The sequence below is a fragment of the uncultured Exiguobacterium sp. genome (genome assembly GCF_964277885.1).
Classification (GTDB): domain Bacteria; phylum Bacillota; class Bacilli; order Exiguobacteriales; family Exiguobacteriaceae; genus Exiguobacterium_A.
In genome coordinates this window covers 748,450-765,301 of record NZ_CAXYJR010000005.1, presented here as the reverse complement: position 1 = coordinate 765,301, position 16,852 = coordinate 748,450, and the positions used below count along the sequence as shown (strand labels likewise).

The following is a 16,852-nucleotide window of genomic DNA, read 5'->3' as shown; positions in this document are numbered from 1 at the left end:
TCTCCAACAAAGTACTTCATTAGTATACACGGATTCTGAAGCTCCTCTCAAACTTCTTTGACATCGACGCCAGAATCCGTCATGATTATTTTGTAAAGCGTTATCATTTCAGGGGAAAGTAGGGGATTTTCGATGAACATCGGGGTTGTATTGTTTCCATCGAAACGCGTTCAAGATTTTGCAAATTCATACCGAAAGAGATATGACTCAAAGTATGCACTGATCACACCTCACATCACGCTACGGGAGCGGATGGAAGTCGATGAGACAGAATTAGATCACATCGTGACGGAGTTGAATCGGATCGCGTCTGAAACGAAGCCGGTCAATCTCCACATCCAAGGAGCTCGTTCGTTCCATCCGACAAACAACGTCTTGTTCCTTAAAGTCATGCCGACGGATGAGTTAGAACAATTACATCGTGCCTTGCATACGGGACCACTCGAACATAAGCCGAAATATGATTTCTTGCCACATATCACGATTGGTCAAGAACTGTCGGATGTCGAACTGTTCGATGTATTAGAACGTCTCAAGATGGAAGATATCCGCTTCCAAGAAGATGTTACGAAAATGGCTTTACTGTATGAACTAGAGAACGGTGCTTGGAGTGTCTACGAGACGTTCCGCTTTACAGGTCAATGAATGATTAAACTTCCCGGTCGAAGCTTCGACCGGGAAGTTTTAGTTCTGGCAATACCCCATATGCATTCGCCTGTTCCTCTAAAAAATCTTGCGTTTCATAATCTCGATAAGGGTCGACTGGGCGTATCGGTTGAACCCTTGCGACCGGTTCAGTCTTTAGTTGTGGGTCGACACGTACTTGACGATTCACATATTGTACGACCGTAAAATCGATTGAATTCATCCTTTGCACTTCCTCTCCCCTGCTCATTCTAACGATGCTTATAATTATCAGTTCCCCGATTAAGCATAAAAAAAACCAAGCTCTCCTCCTAAGGAAAGCCCGGCTTAGTGAATTACCTATTTATTATAGAATGTGGAATCCGCTATCGACGTGAAGGATTTCTCCTGTCACACCACTCGACATTTGCGAAAGTAAGAACAATCCACTTTGACCGATTTGTTCCGTCGTGACGTTACGGTGAAGTGGCGCACGTTCTTCGATGCTATCGAGGATCGAGTTGAAATCGCCAACACCTTTTGCTGAAACCGTCCGGATCGGACCAGCTGAGATCGCATTGACGCGAACACCTTGCTGTCCATATTCAGCAGCGAGATAACGAACACTTGCATCTAATGCTGCTTTCGCAACACCCATGACGTTATAGTTCGGAACCATCTTCTCACCACCAAGGTACGTCAATGTGATGACGGATGCGTCTTCTGTGAAGAAGTCTTTCGCCGCCTTGACGACCGCTGTCAAACTGTAGGCAGAGATATCAAGTGCTTGCGCGAACTGTTCACGTGTCACACCAGAAAACTCCCCACGAAGTGCTTCTTTGTCAGCGAAGGCGATCGAGTGAGCGATTCCTGAAATCTTCCCGTGATCCGCATGGATCGTCTGGAAGACCTGTTCGATCTCTTCATCACTTGTGACATCACACGTATAATAAGAAGCCGGACGTGATAATTCCTGTCCTAATTTTTCAAGCGGTGCCTTAAAACGTTCCCCGACATATGTAAATGCGAGGCTTGCTCCAGCAGCGTCGAGCGCACGTGCAATGCCCCATGCAATCGAACGTTGGTTGATGACACCCATGACGACGTACGTCTTGCCTTCGAGTGAAGGATAAATATTCATGATAAAGTCCCCCTTGAATTAGTACCTGGTAATAAAACCTATCTTCAGGTTACAAAAACGTAACGCTTCTGTCAACCATCGCTCTTGATATTGCGGATTTGATAAATTACGGTAATATAGAAAGTGATAGAAAGTAGGGATGAAATGAATCGATTCAAATCATTTACACAACGTTATGACCATACGTTGCTTTTTTTACTCGCCTGTCTGATGGTCATCAGTGTCATCGCCATCTATACGGCTCAACCTTCACTTAAAGGTGCCATCAGTGCCATCAACTTCTCCGCCAAACAAGTTCAATGGTATGTTATCGGCTTCATGGCATTGTCCGTCGTCATTTTTATTGATTACGAACAATTGAAGCGATTCCACTGGTATTTATATGGAGCAGGTATCATATCATTGATTGGTCTTGTTGTTCTTCGGAACACTCCAATCGTTACCGAAATCAAAGGAGCGTACGGATGGTATCAATTCCCTGTCATCGGAACCGTTCAACCGGCTGAGTTCATGAAGTTCTTCTTGATCGTCTCTCTTGCTGCCGTCATTTCAGAACATAACGCTAGGTATGTCCAGCATGAACGCGATCTTTTATTACTCATCAAGATGGTCGTTGTCACAGCTTTACCACTTGGACTCATCATCATCCAACCCGATTTAGGAATCGGTTTGATCTTGTGTGTCATTCTTGCGTGTGCCATGTTATTATCCGGACTGAACTGGAAATGGCTCTTGACGATGTTTGCACTGTTCGCAGGTTCTGTCATCATCTTCTTCTACCTGTTTTATTTCCACAACGACTTACTCGCAACGTTTTTCCCGGGTCACGCGATGAACCGGATCATGGCTTGGTTGCAACCTTTTGAATATGCGGATGACCTATCGTATCAGCTCGTCCAAGCAATCAATGCAACAGGTTCTGGTCAAATGTTTGGTGTTGGATACGGGAAACTGCAAGTATTCGTTCCGGAATTGCATACGGACTTCATCTTTACGACGATCGCCTCACACTATGGTTTCATTGGGGCTGCCATCGTATTGATCGTCTTATTCCTGTTCGTCTACCGCTTGATTCAAATCGCTCTTGAGACGGCGGATCCATTTGGTACATATATCGTGACAGGATATGTCGCGATGTTCACGTTCCAAATCTTCCAAAACATCGGGATGACGATCGGTGTTTTACCGATCACAGGTCTTCCTCTACCATTCATCAGTTATGGTGGATCGACGATGATCGTAAACCTCGTCGGTTTAGGATTAATCATGGCAATCGCTTCTCAATCACGGATTTCCATGTTTGATGAAGATTAATCGCATACGATAAAAGGCAGTGGATTAAGTCCACTGCCTTTTATCGTATATCCATTATTCCAATCGAAGATCCTCGGGTAGCGGTGCTTCAAATCGGACCCGCTCTCCTGTCGCAGGATGAAGGAACGTCGCTGACGCGCTATGAAGTGCCTGACGCGGTAGTAACGGTTCCCCCTGATACATCGTATCACCAATCAAAGGATGTCCTAAAAAGGCAAGATGGACACGAATTTGATGTGTCCGCCCTGTCTCTAACCGAATATCGAGCACCGAAAACTCTCGATCAAAGGCTTGAACCAGACGACTATTCAAAATATGTGTAATGGCCCGTTGCCCATCTGATCGTACCATTCGTTCCATGAAGGAATGATCGGTTTGACCGATTGGCTGATCAATTGTTTGTACCGGTACATGTCCTGGTGCATAGGCTAAATAGTGCCGTTCTAATTCGTTTGATTGTTGCATGAGACTCATTCGGTGATGAGCAAGGCCGTGTTTCGCGAATACGACGAGACCACTTGTGTCACGATCGAGTCGATTGACGATATGAATCGCGTACGGAATGCTTTGTTTTCGATAATAACCAAGAACATAATTCGACAAGGAGTGTTCCGGATGCAATCGTGAAGGGATTGATGCCATACCGGGTGGTTTATTGACGACGAGTAGCCAGTCATCTTCAAACAGGATATCGAGCTCCCCTTCAGTCGCTATCATATCCGGCGCAGGTTTCTCTTCCGGGAAGAATACATGGACATGATCGCCCGCATACAAAATATCATGGACATTGACATGCTGACCGTTTCGTGTGATATCTCCATGATTTTTGATCGATACTAACATTTTTCGTGAGATACCTAAGCGTGTTGTACAAAAATGACTGACGCGCCAGCCATCCTCGATGTCAGTAACCGTCTGTTGTATCTGAAATCCATTCATATTTCCATTTCCTTTACGTGCTACATTAACGTCTTTCGTCTGCCAGGAAAGATTCCCGAACCCGTTGCCAGAACGGGAAAGAACGAAAACGAGCAAATTTCACTTTTTTATCCGAGACCCGACACCGAATCGATGTCACATTTTGATGGACAATCGAAGCATAGTGATCATAGGTCATCTGAAAATCAATCGGATTGACGGGACGGATTTCGACATCGTGATGTTTCGGTAACAACATCGGTGAGCCGATCGTCCGGTAAACACGATTATTGATCGAAGCCATCTCTGTGATTTGAATCGCTTCGAGCGCCGGATGGACGATTGCTCCACCGAGCGCCTTATTGTACGCTGTCGAACCAGACGGTGTCGATACACACAGCCCGTCACCTCGGAATGTCTCGAAATAGTCGCCCCGAATCGACAAATCGCAAACGAGCGTTTGATTAAAGCTTTTGATCGTACATTCGTTTAAAGCGAGCAGTTGATTGTGCGAACCATCCGCATAATCAATCGATAGTTCAAGCAGCGGGTATTCAACCGTCGCTAAATCCTGCTTCGCGATATGATCAATCAACTCTTTCATCTCTTCAGGACGCCAATCCGCATAAAAACCAAGGTGCCCTGTATGAATCCCAACAAGGGTAATCGTCTCTACTTGATCGAGATACGAATGGAACGCTTGTAACATCGTCCCGTCTCCCCCGATTGAGACGACGATTTCCGGTTGACTGACATCAAGGACACATCCCCGATCCGTCAATGCCTGCTCGAGTTGTTGTTTTAGCGCATGAGAACGCTCATCATCACGAGCCGTGATTGCAAAACGCATGGTCATCCCCCTACTCTTTTAATCGTTCAGACGCCTTGGCGTCGCGTTGAAAGACGAGTTGTGCGTCTTGGATTTCTACCTTCAATTGACTCATCTCCGCATCAAGCAAAAATGCCGCTTCTGCCGCTCGTCTTAACCGCTCACGCGTCTCTTCCGGAATATTCCCTTGGTACTTGTAATTCAAGGAGTGTTCGATCGTCGCCCAAAAATTCATCGCGAGCGTCCGAATTTGAATCTCGACTAGTGTCGGGACTTCACCTTCGATCGTTTGTACCGGATAGGCAATGATGACGTGATACGACCGATAACCACTATCCTTCTTTTGCGTGATGTAGTTCCGTTCCTCGACGATTTTAAAATCACCGCGCGAACGCAACAGCTCAAGGACATGGATGATATCATCAACGAATTGACACATGATGCGTAATCCGGCGATATCCTGCATATCTTGTTCTAACGATTCACGCGCAATGGCTTTTCGTTCCGCTTTTTGAAGAATACTTTTTACAGGTTTGACCCGTCCTGTGACAAATTCAATCGGTGAATGCTCTCCCCGTTGCTGAAATTGTTTACGAATCGCTTTTAGCTTAACTTTCAACTCATCGACCGCGATTTGATACGGTGCAAGAAATAAATCCCAATTTTCTTTTGTCATCTGATTTGTCACCACTTTTAATCGAATAGTATTGGTTCAGTGCCTGTTCCTACCTCATTCATGTTATCATATTTTCAGACATTCAACTAGAAAGGCGTGATTCCGATTAGACAAGAATTGGAAATCGAATTCAAGAACTTATTGTCTGAACAAGAATATCTATCGTTATTTACCCATTATGCGTCAACTAAACAACCCATTTGGCAAGCAAATGATTATTTTGATACGCCGGATTTCGAACTTCGAAAAAAAGGTGCTGCCTTACGGATTCGTGAAAAAAAACAAGGACTCGTCCTTACATTAAAGCAACCTCATGAAAACGGATTACTTGAAACACATGTCACGTTATCCGCAAGTGAAGCAGAGGACTTATTTAAATACGGTCTGATTCACTCCGATGAGATGAATCAACAGTTGTCATCTTTTGACTTACAGGGTTCTTTGGAGCATTTAGGACGTTTGGAGACTGAACGGATTGAGACGACGCTGCCGGAAGGGTTGCTCGTCCTTGATAAAAGTCGCTATCTCGGACATACGGATTACGAGTTAGAATTTGAGGTCAGCAACTTCGAACAAGGGCAAAAGGATTTCGAGCGACTTCTTTCAGAACACGATATTCCACAGCGCGAAACAAAAAATAAAATCGTCCGTTTCATGGAACGTAAAGCGCTTACTTGAATTTTCGTGTAGGACTGAACAAGCAAAACCTTTGCTCTTTCTTTTTTTTCGTTGCTAAAATAGGGTAACGATAACAACAGGAAGGGGTGAGCGGATGGAACACGCACAATGCAACGGATCTTATTGTTCATTGGACGAACCATCGATTCAACAACCGACGAAACCTCTGGAAATCTATCATTTTCTAGATGTGACACAAACGGATGGTTTACGGTTGATACCCGTTCTCAAGAAATTAGAGCTAGAATATGGTCATCTCTTTCGTCTCCGGACGATTGCCACGATTCCATGCGCTCCTTCACGTTCAGCATGCGACATGTCACCACTTGTCATCCTAAAAGCCATCGAACTTCAAGGAAAAACGTTTGGTATGCGATTCATGCGACGCCTTCGAATGCTTCATAATGTTGAAGGAGAGAGTGCTTACAGCCGTCCATCATTGATGCGATTAGCAGAAGCACTGACAGAGTATGGTTTGGATTTAGATGAATTCCATCGTGATGTCTCATCGGATACGATTCAGCAAATGCTCGAGAAAGAGACTGAACTGGTCACAGAATGGGATGTCCGAATTCTTCCGACACTCGCTTTCGTCGGAGATGAGGAAGCCATTAAGGCAGAAGGTCCTTATGAGTATTTGGTCTATGTCTCGATCTTAAGTGAATTGCTAGATCATACGATTGAAAAACAACCAAAGCCACCACTTGAACAATTCTTGAGACGGTATGAAACAGCAACTACGGCTGAAATCGCCTTTATTTATGACGCTCCTGAATCCCAGATTGAACACGAATTAAAAAAACTCGTCTTGCAACAAAAATGTGCTTCTCTATCATACTGTGATGGAAAAGTATGGCGTCATTTAAAAGATTCGGCACATGCATGATAAAACGATGAAAAAGACAGTGAGGTTCACTTCACTGTCCTTTTTTGTATCTAATTTTAGAATAAGAAAAAAGCCCTCCATGACGAGAAGGCTTTTTCTTTTGACCATTGGATGGGGGAAAAAGAGAATCGATTGGGGAATGTGACCCTCTTCACAATATAAGTATATCGTGAGTCTCTCCTCTTTTCCACTCTTTGTTCACTTTGTCACAAAGATGTCACTCTGCTAACAAAGCTTCGAATTCATCTAGGACACGTTCAAACTGTCGCAGTGCCGCTTCAACTGGTGCTTTCGTTGTCATATCGACACCCGCAGCTTTTAAAACTTCAATCGGATAATCACTTGATCCCGCTTTTAAGAAATTGTTGATGTATCGCTCTACAGCCGGTTCTCCTTCTTCTAGAATCTGATCCGTCAAGGCAGCGGCCGCAGAAATACCTGTCGCATACTGATAGACATAATAATTGTAATAGAAATGTGGAATCCGAGCCCATTCTAGACCGATTTCTTCGTCTAATACAATCTCTTCTCCGAAGTATTTTTGATTCAAAGCATAATACGTTGATGTCAGGAATTCTGGTGTCAGCGATTGTCCAAGACGAGCCGCATCATGAATCGCATGTTCGAACTCAGCGAACATCGTTTGTCGGAACAATGTACCGCGGAAGGTTTCAAGTTGATTGTTCAATAGATAAAGTTTTTCTTTACGATCCGTCACTTTCTTCAATAGATAGTCGTTTAACAACGCTTCATTTGTCGTTGAAGCGACTTCAGCGACGAAGATTGAATAATCGCCATATGGATATGGTTGAGATTTCCGCGTGTAATAACTATGGACGGAATGCCCGAATTCATGCGCGAGTGTAAAGAGGTTGTTGATGTTATCTTGCCAGTTCATCAAAATGAACGGCTGTGTATCGTAAGCACCAGAAGAGTAAGCCCCGCTACGTTTACCGCGCGTCTCCCGGACATCGACCCAACGTTCAGACAATCCCTCTTCAAGAATGTGCTTGTACTCTGCTCCAAGAGGCGCGAGTCCTTCAACCATCAATTGTTTTGCTTCTTCGTAAGAGACCTTCATCTCGACCTCAGAAACGAGTGGTGTATACATATCATATACGTGTAATTCATCAAGACCGAGTACACGTTTACGTAAGGCAACGTAGCGGTGAAGCAGTGGTAAGTGCTCGTGCACCGCTTCAACTAATCCATCATAGACGGACTCAGGAATCGCATTACCGTGTAAGGCTGCCGCGCGTGCCGATGGGAACTTACGGACATCCGCATAGAAGTTGTCCTTCTTAACTGATCCAGCAAGCGTCGAAGCGAGCGTATTCGTATATTTCGCATACGTTCCATACATTGCTTTAAATGCGGCTTCTCGAACGGAACGGTCAGATGACTCAAGGAATGTAATGAAGCGACCATGTGTCAACTCTGTCTCTTCACCGTCTTCCCCTTTAATTTTCGGGAATGTCAAATCCGCATTATTCAGCATACCGAAAGTCGTACCGGATTGACCGAGCACTTCTCCTGCCTTCGCAAGAATTGCTTCTTCCGCTTCCGTCAGTACGTGTTCGCGTTCTTGATTCAATTCATCAAATGCATGACGGTACATCCCAAGGTCTGCATTCTCATTCAGGTATGTTTCAATCGTTGCTTCCGGTACAGCTAACAGTTCTGGTGTCATGAATGCAAGTGTAGCTCCGATTTGCGACGCAAGCGTCCGAGCACGGTCGTTCATGGCTTGATAGAAGCTATCCGCTGTATTTTCGTCGTAACGCATGTGCGCGTATGTATAGAGCTTATAAAGACGTCTTGAGACTTCATCTCGCAACTGTAACCCTTCATAAAGCGTCTCCGCACTCTGTCCAAGACGACCTTTATACTCGACGAGTAATGGAAGCATCGCTTTCACCGATTCGAATTCTTCTTCCCACACTTCGTTCGTTGCATAGATGGATTCTAGATTCCAAGTTTCTGTAACATCAACATCTTGACGTGTTAGTACTTCTGCCATTTACCTCACTCCTTTAATTCAGTTATACCTGTTTTCTTTTCGACAAACAATCGAAGTGCTCCTGCTAGAACAGCCGATTCGCGTCCTCGATCCGCTCCAACCATTCCGTAATAAGCAAATCGATCATTGGTCGTTCAAACGAAATATCTAATCGATAAAGCAATTGACAGACCGTCTGTTCTAAAGCAGTAGAAGAATAGACCCCTTTTAACCGTAAAAAGACAGCGATTTGAAACTCAAAAGGATGAACGGGATACGATAATAAGTGGCTGATCGGAAGAAAAACCGATGACGGTAGATTATGAAGATGAAACCCTGCCTCATATAATGGAAGTTTAAGCATTCGTGGAGGTAAAGAAGGATGGAAAGGACGCTGTCGATAACGTAAGACGATTCCTTGCCAGCGAGCCATTGAGAATTTCCGAGGAAATGACGGAAGTTCCGTCGAAAGGAAGTCGGATAAGGAGAGAGAGTGAACTGTACAATAGATGTAATGTTTCGTATAGGGAATCGGATGTCGAAACCGTCGAATTTGATTGTCGACGATTAAGTCCAAATAATAATTTTGTAAGAAGGCTTGACGCATCCATCCTTGTAAACGAAACGTGACACCATGGGATGGATGAAATCCAATCCATCGTACCGTTTGTCCATGTCTTACATCAAGTCTTGCTCGTCTGATCCATTCATCTGACGACATTGGTGAACGCTGAATTTCAATCCCGATTTCCTTTTCCGGGATCCACAGGTCGAAGCGTCGCTGTCCGATCGTCCATTCAGTCTCGACGCGAACGCCTGCATTCATCAACGAATCTGCAATACGTCGTTTCCAAGATACATGTAAGCTACTTTCTCCTGAACAAGCTGAAGTATGTGCAAAATGTAGTCGTCGTCCCTGCCTGACGCGCAATGGCTTCAGGCAGTACGGACAACGTAAGGACATGGTTTTCAACGTATGGATGGAAAACCTATGAATTAGGATGCGTTTCCCCGACCCATCAATGGCTTCAAACATCAGCATCGTCCCCTTTTGCTAGAGTAAAGGTGAGAATAAGCGTGAAATCGATTCAACTAAACGACGACGCAATGGACGACGATGAAACAAATCGGCATCAACTTGTGTCGAATGGCTGAAATCCTCATAAAAATCACGTGTTAATTGATGAACAGAGTTTGTTCCGTATAAAAAAGCATTCACCTCGAAATTTAAATGAAAACTCCGTAAATCCATATTCGCTGTTCCAATCGTTGCGATGGCGTCATCCACGACGATGACTTTCGAATGCATGAATCCTTTGTTATACTCATAGATTTTCACACCAGCTTGGAGCAAATCATCAAAGTAAGAGCGACTCGCATAAAACACGATTTTATGATCCGGAAAGCTTGGTAGAAGTATCCGGACATCAATTCCAGACATAGCAGCTGTCTTTAGTGCCGTCATCAGGTCTTCATCCGGTATTAAATATGGAGAAGCAATGTAGACGGATTCACGTGCTTCCGTGATGAGTCCGAAGTAAAGTGACTTCATTGCCTCATGCGGCTCATCAGGTCCACTTGCAATGATTTGAACCCCACCTGTTGCTTCATCGACATATTCCAGTGGCTCCATATAAAACGGTGTAAACAGTCGTTCTCCTGTCATGTAGTACCAATCTTGGAGAAAAATCAGTTGAAGTTCAGAAACAGCCTCTCCTCGTACGAGAAGATGCGTATCACGCCAAAATCCAAAGTGCTGGTCACGACCGACATACTCGTCTCCAATGTTTATTCCACCCGTAAAAGCAACCGTTCCATCGATGACAACGATCTTCCGATGATTCCGGTAGTTGGACTTACTCGAAATGAACGGTAATACGACGGGGAAGAATGCTCGAACCTCCACACCCGCTGCCTGCATCTTCTTGAAATAGTGCTTATCTGTCGAAAAACACCCGACGGCATCATAGAGAAATCGAACTTCAATTCCTTGCTGAGCCTTTTCAATCAATACTTCCTGTAACTGCAATGCGAGCTCGTCATCACGTACGATATAGTATTCCAAATGGATATGATGTTGCGCTTGACGAATCTCTTCTAAAAGAATCGGAAACTTCTCCTGACCATTTGTTAAAATCTTTGTATGTGTATTATACGAAATTGGAAGTCGGCTGATCGAATCGATAAGTGTGACAACTTTACCATAATGTCCTTCTTGGAACACTGATTGGTGTACCGCTGTCTTAAACTGGGTACGATATTTAATGTAAGACTCTTCATCCAGCATTGCTTTCAATCGAAACATTCGTTTCCGGCGGTAGTTCTGACCGAATGTAAAATAAACGAACACGCCGACGACAGGTAGTGCCATCATGACGAGTGCCCAGACAAGGGTCCGTTCTGGATTGCGATTTTCAAGCAAAATGATGACGAACACGCTCATGACGACCAAAATAATGACGATTGACAGCCACCCTACCATATAGACACTCCAGTAGTAGGATAAAAAGGCGATTAAACCGATGGTCAAGATGAGGGTCATGAGAAGTTGTACACGTCGTAGCATGAATCCCCCTCCTTTTATGTATGTTGTACAAATCGTAGTTAAAGAACTTATGACAGAAAGGAAGCGTTTAAATGGGTACGTATATCATTACGGGTGCAACAAGTGGAATCGGGGAGGCAACTGCCCTCCAGCTGATTCGAGAAGGTCATACCGTCCTTGCGATTGGTCGTAATAAAGAAAAAGGGGCTTCTCTTGAGTCTAACGGAGAAGGACGTTTATATTTCTTCCCTGTCGACTTGACTGATTCCTCTGCCATCGATGCGTTCTTTGAAGAAACACTCGAAGATTTCCCAGAAATCGACGGGATTTTTAATAATGCAGGAACCTTCGGAAAACCCGTCGCACCCGAGAGAGTCTCCGATCAACAAAAAGAAGTGTTCCAGGTGAATTATCATGCTCCTGAACGAATCATCCAGCTCGCGACGAAACGTTTCTCAAAAGGTGCCTCCATCGTCAACAACAGTGCCATCGTCGGACACGTCAAGTTTCCCGCCATGCTCTTACCCTATGCATCATCTAAGAGCGCTTTATTGACACTGACAAAGACATACGCCGCCCGCTTCCACGGCAAGTATCGTTTTAATGCCATTTGTCCTGGACCGGTCGATACAGCACTGAGCCACGCATTATATGGCGGGAAAGATAAATTTGATCTCGCAATGAAACATCACCTTCGTGGTGAACCTGCACAACCTTCCGAAATCGCAGAGGTCGTTTGTTTCCTGCTATCGAATAAAGCGAGTTACATCAACGGACAAGCACTCATCGTAGATGGTGGTTATACCCTCACTTAATATCCGAACAAAAGGAGGCATCACGATTCGTGATCCTCCTTTTACTCGCACTTTTGGTTCCTTTAGTTCGGAAAGTGTTTCCGAATGAAGGCAAAGACGTCTGAAGCAATGATTTGTTTTCCATATTCAGCGACAGGATGAATCGTTTGTTCACTGAAGTGGAGATACTCCGCGATTAAACTCATGACGTTCTCTTGTGTTTCTACGTTCACATCATCTTCGAAATGAACATGCAGTAGATAAAGTCCGTCTTTTTGGTAAAGCGCTGTTTCAAGTTCTTCGAATACAGGAGCATTCGCATATTGACTAAGCGCAATGATATGCTCGAAATCATGGGTTTCAAATAAGACATCCTGGCTTAATTCTGTATCTTTATCTTCTGTCTCAGACATCGCTGATCGTAAAAGTGAATCGAGTTCGTCTTCATCGACTTGCTCGCCATCAACTGCATTTTTCGCGATCGTTACAGTGACTTCAAGACCTTTTTCAAAAGCTTGCACTTGTATCCATAGTGGACCTTCGAAGGAGATGGACTCTTTTTCATTCGCTTCGTCCATCATCTGCCAGAATAACTGTTCTCCCCGTTCCCGATTATACCAAATCTCATCTCGGGCAAAACCACGGCGTTCGATGTCGGTGTACGTGATGAAGAACTTGACCGTATTGTCATTGACGCGTTCGATTTTCAATCTGTCCACTCCTTTCTTCTCGTTCCTTATCTAGAATACGAACGAGGACATGACTTGGATTCACACTTTCGAATCCGAAGGATATATTTCTATTCCTTTGTTATCTTTATTTTAACCTTTTTTATCGGTAACAAAAAGCACACTGCTCACGAAGCAGCGTGCTTTTTAAAATTACTCGTTTACAAGACGCTGTGCTTCCAAAAGTTGGAACGTACGCACCTTGCGTGGTAAGAATCGGCGGATTTCATCTTCATTGTATCCAACTTGTAGACGTTTTTCGTCAATCAAAATCGGACGACGTAATAATCCAGGATATTCTTGAATTAAATCGTATAGGTGCTGTAACGATAAGTTTTCAACGGAAACATCGAGTTTCGAGAAGACTTTTGAACGTGTTGAGATAATCTCGTCCGTTCCATCTTCCGTCATTCGAAGAATCTGTTTGATTTCATCGAGCGATAACGGTTCTGAAAAAATATTGCGTTCTACGAACGGGATTTCATGTTCTTCAAGCCACGCGCGTGCTTTCCGACAAGAAGTACAACTTGGTGAAGTATAGAGTGTTACCATTGAAAAACATCCTCCCCCTGATTTAACATCATTCAACACCTATGTGAATACGCAGCTATTGATGATGGTTCTATTACTTGACAGTTTACATCTAATAAAGCAGAAAACCTAGCTTTTTTATAAAGATGAAAGAACTTTTCGTAAAAAAGCTTGTTAAAGCCACCACGTGGCTTTAACAAGCTGGCGTGTGATCAAATGGCTGAGAAATCGTCTCTTTTGCTTTAGGAAGTTTCATTTCTTTCAGTTTTTTCTCTAAAATATCCCGCAAAAGGCGCTTCTTCAGCTTCTTCTTCTTGTCACGTTCTTTCATATTCCGACACCCCAATCGGCCCGAAACAGAACTAACAACCTACGAAAGCAAAATAATCATCTTCTACATTAGTAAGTATACCACGTATCTCAAAAATCTATTCCTACTTTAAGCAATTAAATATGTGAGATTGTCGATTGAGTAATGAAAAACAGTTGCAATTTCTTTCAATTTTCTGTAGAGTGTATAGAAATATCAACGCTCAGGAAGGAGTTTTTCATTCATGTCATTAACACTAGTCACGATTCTCGATCACCCGATCGCTCAAAAATATTTATCCCGTTCTGGCTTGAATCACGCGATTTCAGTAGCTGAACGCGCTCTGACGCTTGCTACGAAACGCGGCTTAGATGCTGACACTGCCACGAAAGCCGCACTCCTCCATGATATCGGTCATTATGAATGGTATACCGATGGCACTTGGAACTATGATCTCTATCGCCAAAATGATATACATGCCATTAAAGGAGCTGAACGCGCTCATAAACTTTTGATTCGCCTTGGTGAAGAACCCGCACGTGCTAAAGAAATCGCACTTGCCGTTCTCTTGCATACAGATTCGTATCTCCCACCCGGTGCAATCAATCGGACACCACTTCAGCAACTCGTTCATGACGCAGATACGCTGGAAGAACAACCAGGCGGACTACATCACTATGAAAAAATCGATTTTGAAGAAGCAATGCGCCGTCTTGATGCGATAGATTCTGTCGTTCACCGCTTCGCTCATCTCCCACGAATTGCATCAGAAAATTAAAAGGCATTTCCACGATCAACGTGGAAATGCCTTTTTTTAAATAATTATACGAGTTGTGCTTGATAAGCTTCAAGTTCTGCATCCGTCATCGAAACAAAGTGACCTGGTTCGATTTCACGAAGTGGTGGGATGCTTGAATCTTCATTTGATTTACCAACAGGTCCACTTGTTGGACGATCGTATACGATCCGCTTACGCGTCCGCTCGTGCTCTGGATCCGGAAGAGGAATCGCAGACAAGAGCGATTTCGTATAAGCATGAACCGGATTCTCATATAGACGGTCCGCACTACATAATTCAACAAGGTGACCTTGGTACATGACGCCGATACGATCCGAGATGTATTTTACCATCGATAAATCGTGGGCGATGAACAAGTAAGTCAAGCTACGATCACGTTGCAGTTTTTTCATTAAGTTGACGACCTGCGCTTGGATCGATACATCAAGTGCCGAGATCGGCTCATCCGCGATGATGAAATCCGGTTCTACAGCAAGTGCACGCGCGATCCCAATCCGTTGACGCTGTCCACCTGAGAACTCGTGTGGGTAACGGCTCGCATGTTCTTTCGTCAAACCAACTGTTTCGAGTAAATCGTAAACACGGTTATTTCGCTCGTCTTTCGACTTCGCTAGACCGTGAATATCAATTCCTTCAGCAATGATATCACCGACTGTCATCCGTGGGTTAAGTGACGCATATGGATCTTGGAAGATCATTTGCATCGCACGGTTGAACTTTAGTTTATCTTTACGCGACTTTTTACCATGAACGTTTTCACCTTTGAACATGACTTCGCCGTCTGTCGCCTCATACAATCCAATGATTGAGCGACCAGTTGTTGATTTACCGCAACCCGATTCACCTACAAGACCAAGTACTTCGCCTTCATAGATATCGAATGACAATCCATCAACCGCTTTGACGACACGTCCGCGTCCAATGTTGAAGTGTTGCTTCAAGTTTTTTACTTCAAGTAATTTATTACGGTTTTCCATTATTTCAGACCGCCTTTCAGAAGCGATTTCGCGAATACGCTATCTGGGCGGTATTTCAACGCCAGATCACGAATTGCAAGTGGTGGCTCAACATACGGTGCTTGTGGATGGAGCAACCATGTCGCCGCTTCGTGAGTATCTGTAATTTTGAAGAAAGGAGGTTCTTTTTCAAAATCAATCTTCATAGCATATTTATTTCGTGGCGCAAACGCGTCACCGACTGGTGGATGAAGTAAGTTAGGTGGTGTTCCTGGAATCGCCGGTAGATCTTGTGAACGGTCATCCGATGGACGTGGCATTGAACCAAGAAGTCCCCAAGTGTATGGATGACGTGGCTCATAGAAAATCTCATCGACTGTACCCTTCTCAATTAATTTACCAGCATACATGACCGCTACACGATCGGCCATATTCGCTACGACACCTAAATCGTGGGTGATGAAGATGATCGCTGTACCCGTTTTTTGTTGAATATCTTTCAACAACTCAAGGATTTGCGCTTGAATCGTAACATCAAGTGCTGTCGTCGGTTCATCAGCAATCAATACTTTCGGATTACAAGCAAGTGCGATCGCGATGACGATTCGTTGACGCATCCCACCAGACAATTGGTGTGGATATTGTTTTAGACGTGCTTCTGGGTTTGGAATCCCTACAAGCGTGAGTAATTCAAGCGTACGTTTTTTCGCTGCATCACCTGTCAATCCTTGGTGACGTTTTAAACCTTCAGCAATCTGTTTGTAGATCGTCATCGTCGGGTTAAGTGATGTCATTGGATCTTGGAAGATCATTGCGATATCACGACCGCGTACTTTTTGCATTTCTTTATCGGAAAGCTTAACCAAGTCGCGACCTTCGAATAAGATCTCACCTTTTGTGATTTCACCCGGTGGGTTTGGAATCAGACGCATGATGGCTTTTGAAGTAACCGATTTACCAGAACCAGACTCACCAACGATTGCGAGTGTTTCACCTTTTTTTAAATCGAACGATACTCCGCGGACGGCTTGAACCGTCCCGGCGTACGTATGGAAAGCGACATTCAGGTCGCGGACTGACAAGATTGTTTCCATTGTGGATGAGCTCCTCTCTAATCTAATTTT

Annotated in this window: 19 protein-coding genes; 6 read left to right on the top strand and 13 right to left on the bottom strand. The window is 44.1% G+C overall.

Annotated elements, in window-relative coordinates; genetic code table 11:
- Positions 1–132 precede the first annotated feature (132 nt).
- Positions 133–645 carry a YjcG family protein gene (locus ACHWTJ_RS05500; RefSeq protein ID WP_023468877.1) on the top strand — a complete coding sequence of 171 codons (513 nt, stop codon included), beginning with the start codon at positions 133–135 and terminating at the stop codon, positions 643–645.
- A gap of 4 nt (positions 646–649) precedes the next feature.
- Here ACHWTJ_RS05500 and ACHWTJ_RS05495 read toward each other — a convergent pair whose 3' ends face one another.
- Together ACHWTJ_RS05495 and fabI are read right to left on the bottom strand one after the other, a co-directional pair.
- On the bottom strand, positions 650–868 hold the full coding sequence (locus ACHWTJ_RS05495) for a hypothetical protein (RefSeq protein ID WP_294740632.1): 219 nt from the start codon (positions 866–868) through the stop codon (positions 650–652).
- 123 nt (positions 869–991) lie between these two features.
- The gene (gene fabI, locus ACHWTJ_RS05490; protein WP_029342212.1) at positions 992–1,765 is read right to left on the bottom strand and encodes an enoyl-ACP reductase FabI; all 774 of its coding nucleotides are present in this window, start codon (positions 1,763–1,765) and stop codon (positions 992–994) included.
- A 144-nt stretch (positions 1,766–1,909) separates the two neighbouring features.
- Here fabI and ACHWTJ_RS05485 point away from each other — a divergent pair, with 144 nt between their 5' ends.
- Complete coding sequence (locus ACHWTJ_RS05485; RefSeq protein WP_294740629.1) at positions 1,910–3,079, top strand: FtsW/RodA/SpoVE family cell cycle protein; 1,170 nt, start codon at positions 1,910–1,912, stop codon at positions 3,077–3,079.
- Between the two features lie 54 nt (positions 3,080–3,133).
- On the opposite strand, the gene ACHWTJ_RS05480 is transcribed toward ACHWTJ_RS05485, so the two are convergent.
- From ACHWTJ_RS05480 to ACHWTJ_RS05470, 3 genes are read right to left on the bottom strand one after another with little or no spacing between them, the layout of a single operon-like run.
- Positions 3,134–4,018: an RluA family pseudouridine synthase gene (locus ACHWTJ_RS05480; protein ID WP_394679243.1), complete on the bottom strand. Its 885-nt coding sequence runs from the start codon at positions 4,016–4,018 to the stop codon at positions 3,134–3,136.
- Between the two features lie 25 nt (positions 4,019–4,043).
- Positions 4,044–4,847: an NAD kinase gene (locus ACHWTJ_RS05475; RefSeq protein WP_294740626.1), complete on the bottom strand. Its 804-nt coding sequence runs from the start codon at positions 4,845–4,847 to the stop codon at positions 4,044–4,046.
- Positions 4,848–4,857: 10 nt separating this feature from the next.
- On the bottom strand, positions 4,858–5,502 hold the full coding sequence (locus tag ACHWTJ_RS05470) for a GTP pyrophosphokinase family protein (RefSeq protein ID WP_035396676.1): 645 nt from the start codon (positions 5,500–5,502) through the stop codon (positions 4,858–4,860).
- 96 nt (positions 5,503–5,598) lie between these two features.
- Here ACHWTJ_RS05470 and ACHWTJ_RS05465 point away from each other — a divergent pair, with 96 nt between their 5' ends.
- The gene (locus ACHWTJ_RS05465) at positions 5,599–6,180 is read left to right on the top strand and encodes a CYTH domain-containing protein (RefSeq protein WP_294745474.1); all 582 of its coding nucleotides are present in this window, start codon (positions 5,599–5,601) and stop codon (positions 6,178–6,180) included.
- Between the two features lie 94 nt (positions 6,181–6,274).
- Positions 6,275–7,066 carry a DsbA family protein gene (locus ACHWTJ_RS05460; RefSeq protein ID WP_050677567.1) on the top strand — a complete coding sequence of 264 codons (792 nt, stop codon included), beginning with the start codon at positions 6,275–6,277 and terminating at the stop codon, positions 7,064–7,066.
- A 217-nt stretch (positions 7,067–7,283) separates the two neighbouring features.
- On the opposite strand, the gene pepF is transcribed toward ACHWTJ_RS05460, so the two are convergent.
- From pepF to cls, 3 genes are all read right to left on the bottom strand, one after another.
- On the bottom strand, positions 7,284–9,086 hold the full coding sequence (gene pepF, locus ACHWTJ_RS05455) for an oligoendopeptidase F (protein WP_294740621.1): 1,803 nt from the start codon (positions 9,084–9,086) through the stop codon (positions 7,284–7,286).
- A gap of 64 nt (positions 9,087–9,150) precedes the next feature.
- The gene (locus tag ACHWTJ_RS05450) at positions 9,151–10,101 is read right to left on the bottom strand and encodes a competence protein CoiA family protein (protein ID WP_394679242.1); all 951 of its coding nucleotides are present in this window, start codon (positions 10,099–10,101) and stop codon (positions 9,151–9,153) included.
- 18 nt (positions 10,102–10,119) lie between these two features.
- Positions 10,120–11,631: a cardiolipin synthase gene (gene cls / locus ACHWTJ_RS05445; RefSeq protein WP_294740616.1), complete on the bottom strand. Its 1,512-nt coding sequence runs from the start codon at positions 11,629–11,631 to the stop codon at positions 10,120–10,122.
- Between the two features lie 71 nt (positions 11,632–11,702).
- Here cls and ACHWTJ_RS05440 point away from each other — a divergent pair, with 71 nt between their 5' ends.
- Complete coding sequence (locus ACHWTJ_RS05440; RefSeq protein ID WP_294740614.1) at positions 11,703–12,425, top strand: SDR family NAD(P)-dependent oxidoreductase; 723 nt, start codon at positions 11,703–11,705, stop codon at positions 12,423–12,425.
- Between the two features lie 62 nt (positions 12,426–12,487).
- Here ACHWTJ_RS05440 and mecA read toward each other — a convergent pair whose 3' ends face one another.
- From mecA to ACHWTJ_RS05425, 3 genes are all read right to left on the bottom strand, one after another.
- Positions 12,488–13,114, bottom strand: a complete 627-nt coding sequence (gene mecA, locus ACHWTJ_RS05435) for an adaptor protein MecA (protein ID WP_394679241.1) — start codon at positions 13,112–13,114, stop codon at positions 12,488–12,490.
- A gap of 171 nt (positions 13,115–13,285) precedes the next feature.
- Positions 13,286–13,684, bottom strand: coding sequence for a transcriptional regulator SpxA (spxA, locus tag ACHWTJ_RS05430; RefSeq protein WP_012370920.1), 399 nt, complete (start codon positions 13,682–13,684; stop codon positions 13,286–13,288).
- A gap of 172 nt (positions 13,685–13,856) precedes the next feature.
- Positions 13,857–13,994 (bottom strand): hypothetical protein, encoded by a 138-nt coding sequence (locus ACHWTJ_RS05425; protein WP_023468890.1) that lies wholly within the window; start codon positions 13,992–13,994, stop codon positions 13,857–13,859.
- Between the two features lie 223 nt (positions 13,995–14,217).
- On the opposite strand from ACHWTJ_RS05425, the gene ACHWTJ_RS05420 reads away from it, so the two are divergent.
- Positions 14,218–14,751: an HD domain-containing protein gene (locus ACHWTJ_RS05420; protein WP_294740607.1), complete on the top strand. Its 534-nt coding sequence runs from the start codon at positions 14,218–14,220 to the stop codon at positions 14,749–14,751.
- Positions 14,752–14,795: 44 nt separating this feature from the next.
- On the opposite strand, the gene ACHWTJ_RS05415 is transcribed toward ACHWTJ_RS05420, so the two are convergent.
- Positions 14,796–15,749 carry an ABC transporter ATP-binding protein gene (locus ACHWTJ_RS05415; protein WP_294740604.1) on the bottom strand — a complete coding sequence of 318 codons (954 nt, stop codon included), beginning with the start codon at positions 15,747–15,749 and terminating at the stop codon, positions 14,796–14,798.
- Entirely contained in the window at positions 15,749–16,822 is a 1,074-nt protein-coding gene (locus tag ACHWTJ_RS05410) for an ABC transporter ATP-binding protein (protein ID WP_035406599.1), read from the bottom strand. The genes ACHWTJ_RS05415 and ACHWTJ_RS05410 overlap by 1 nt, the downstream gene beginning before the upstream one ends.
- Positions 16,823–16,852: the final 30 nt, after the last annotated feature.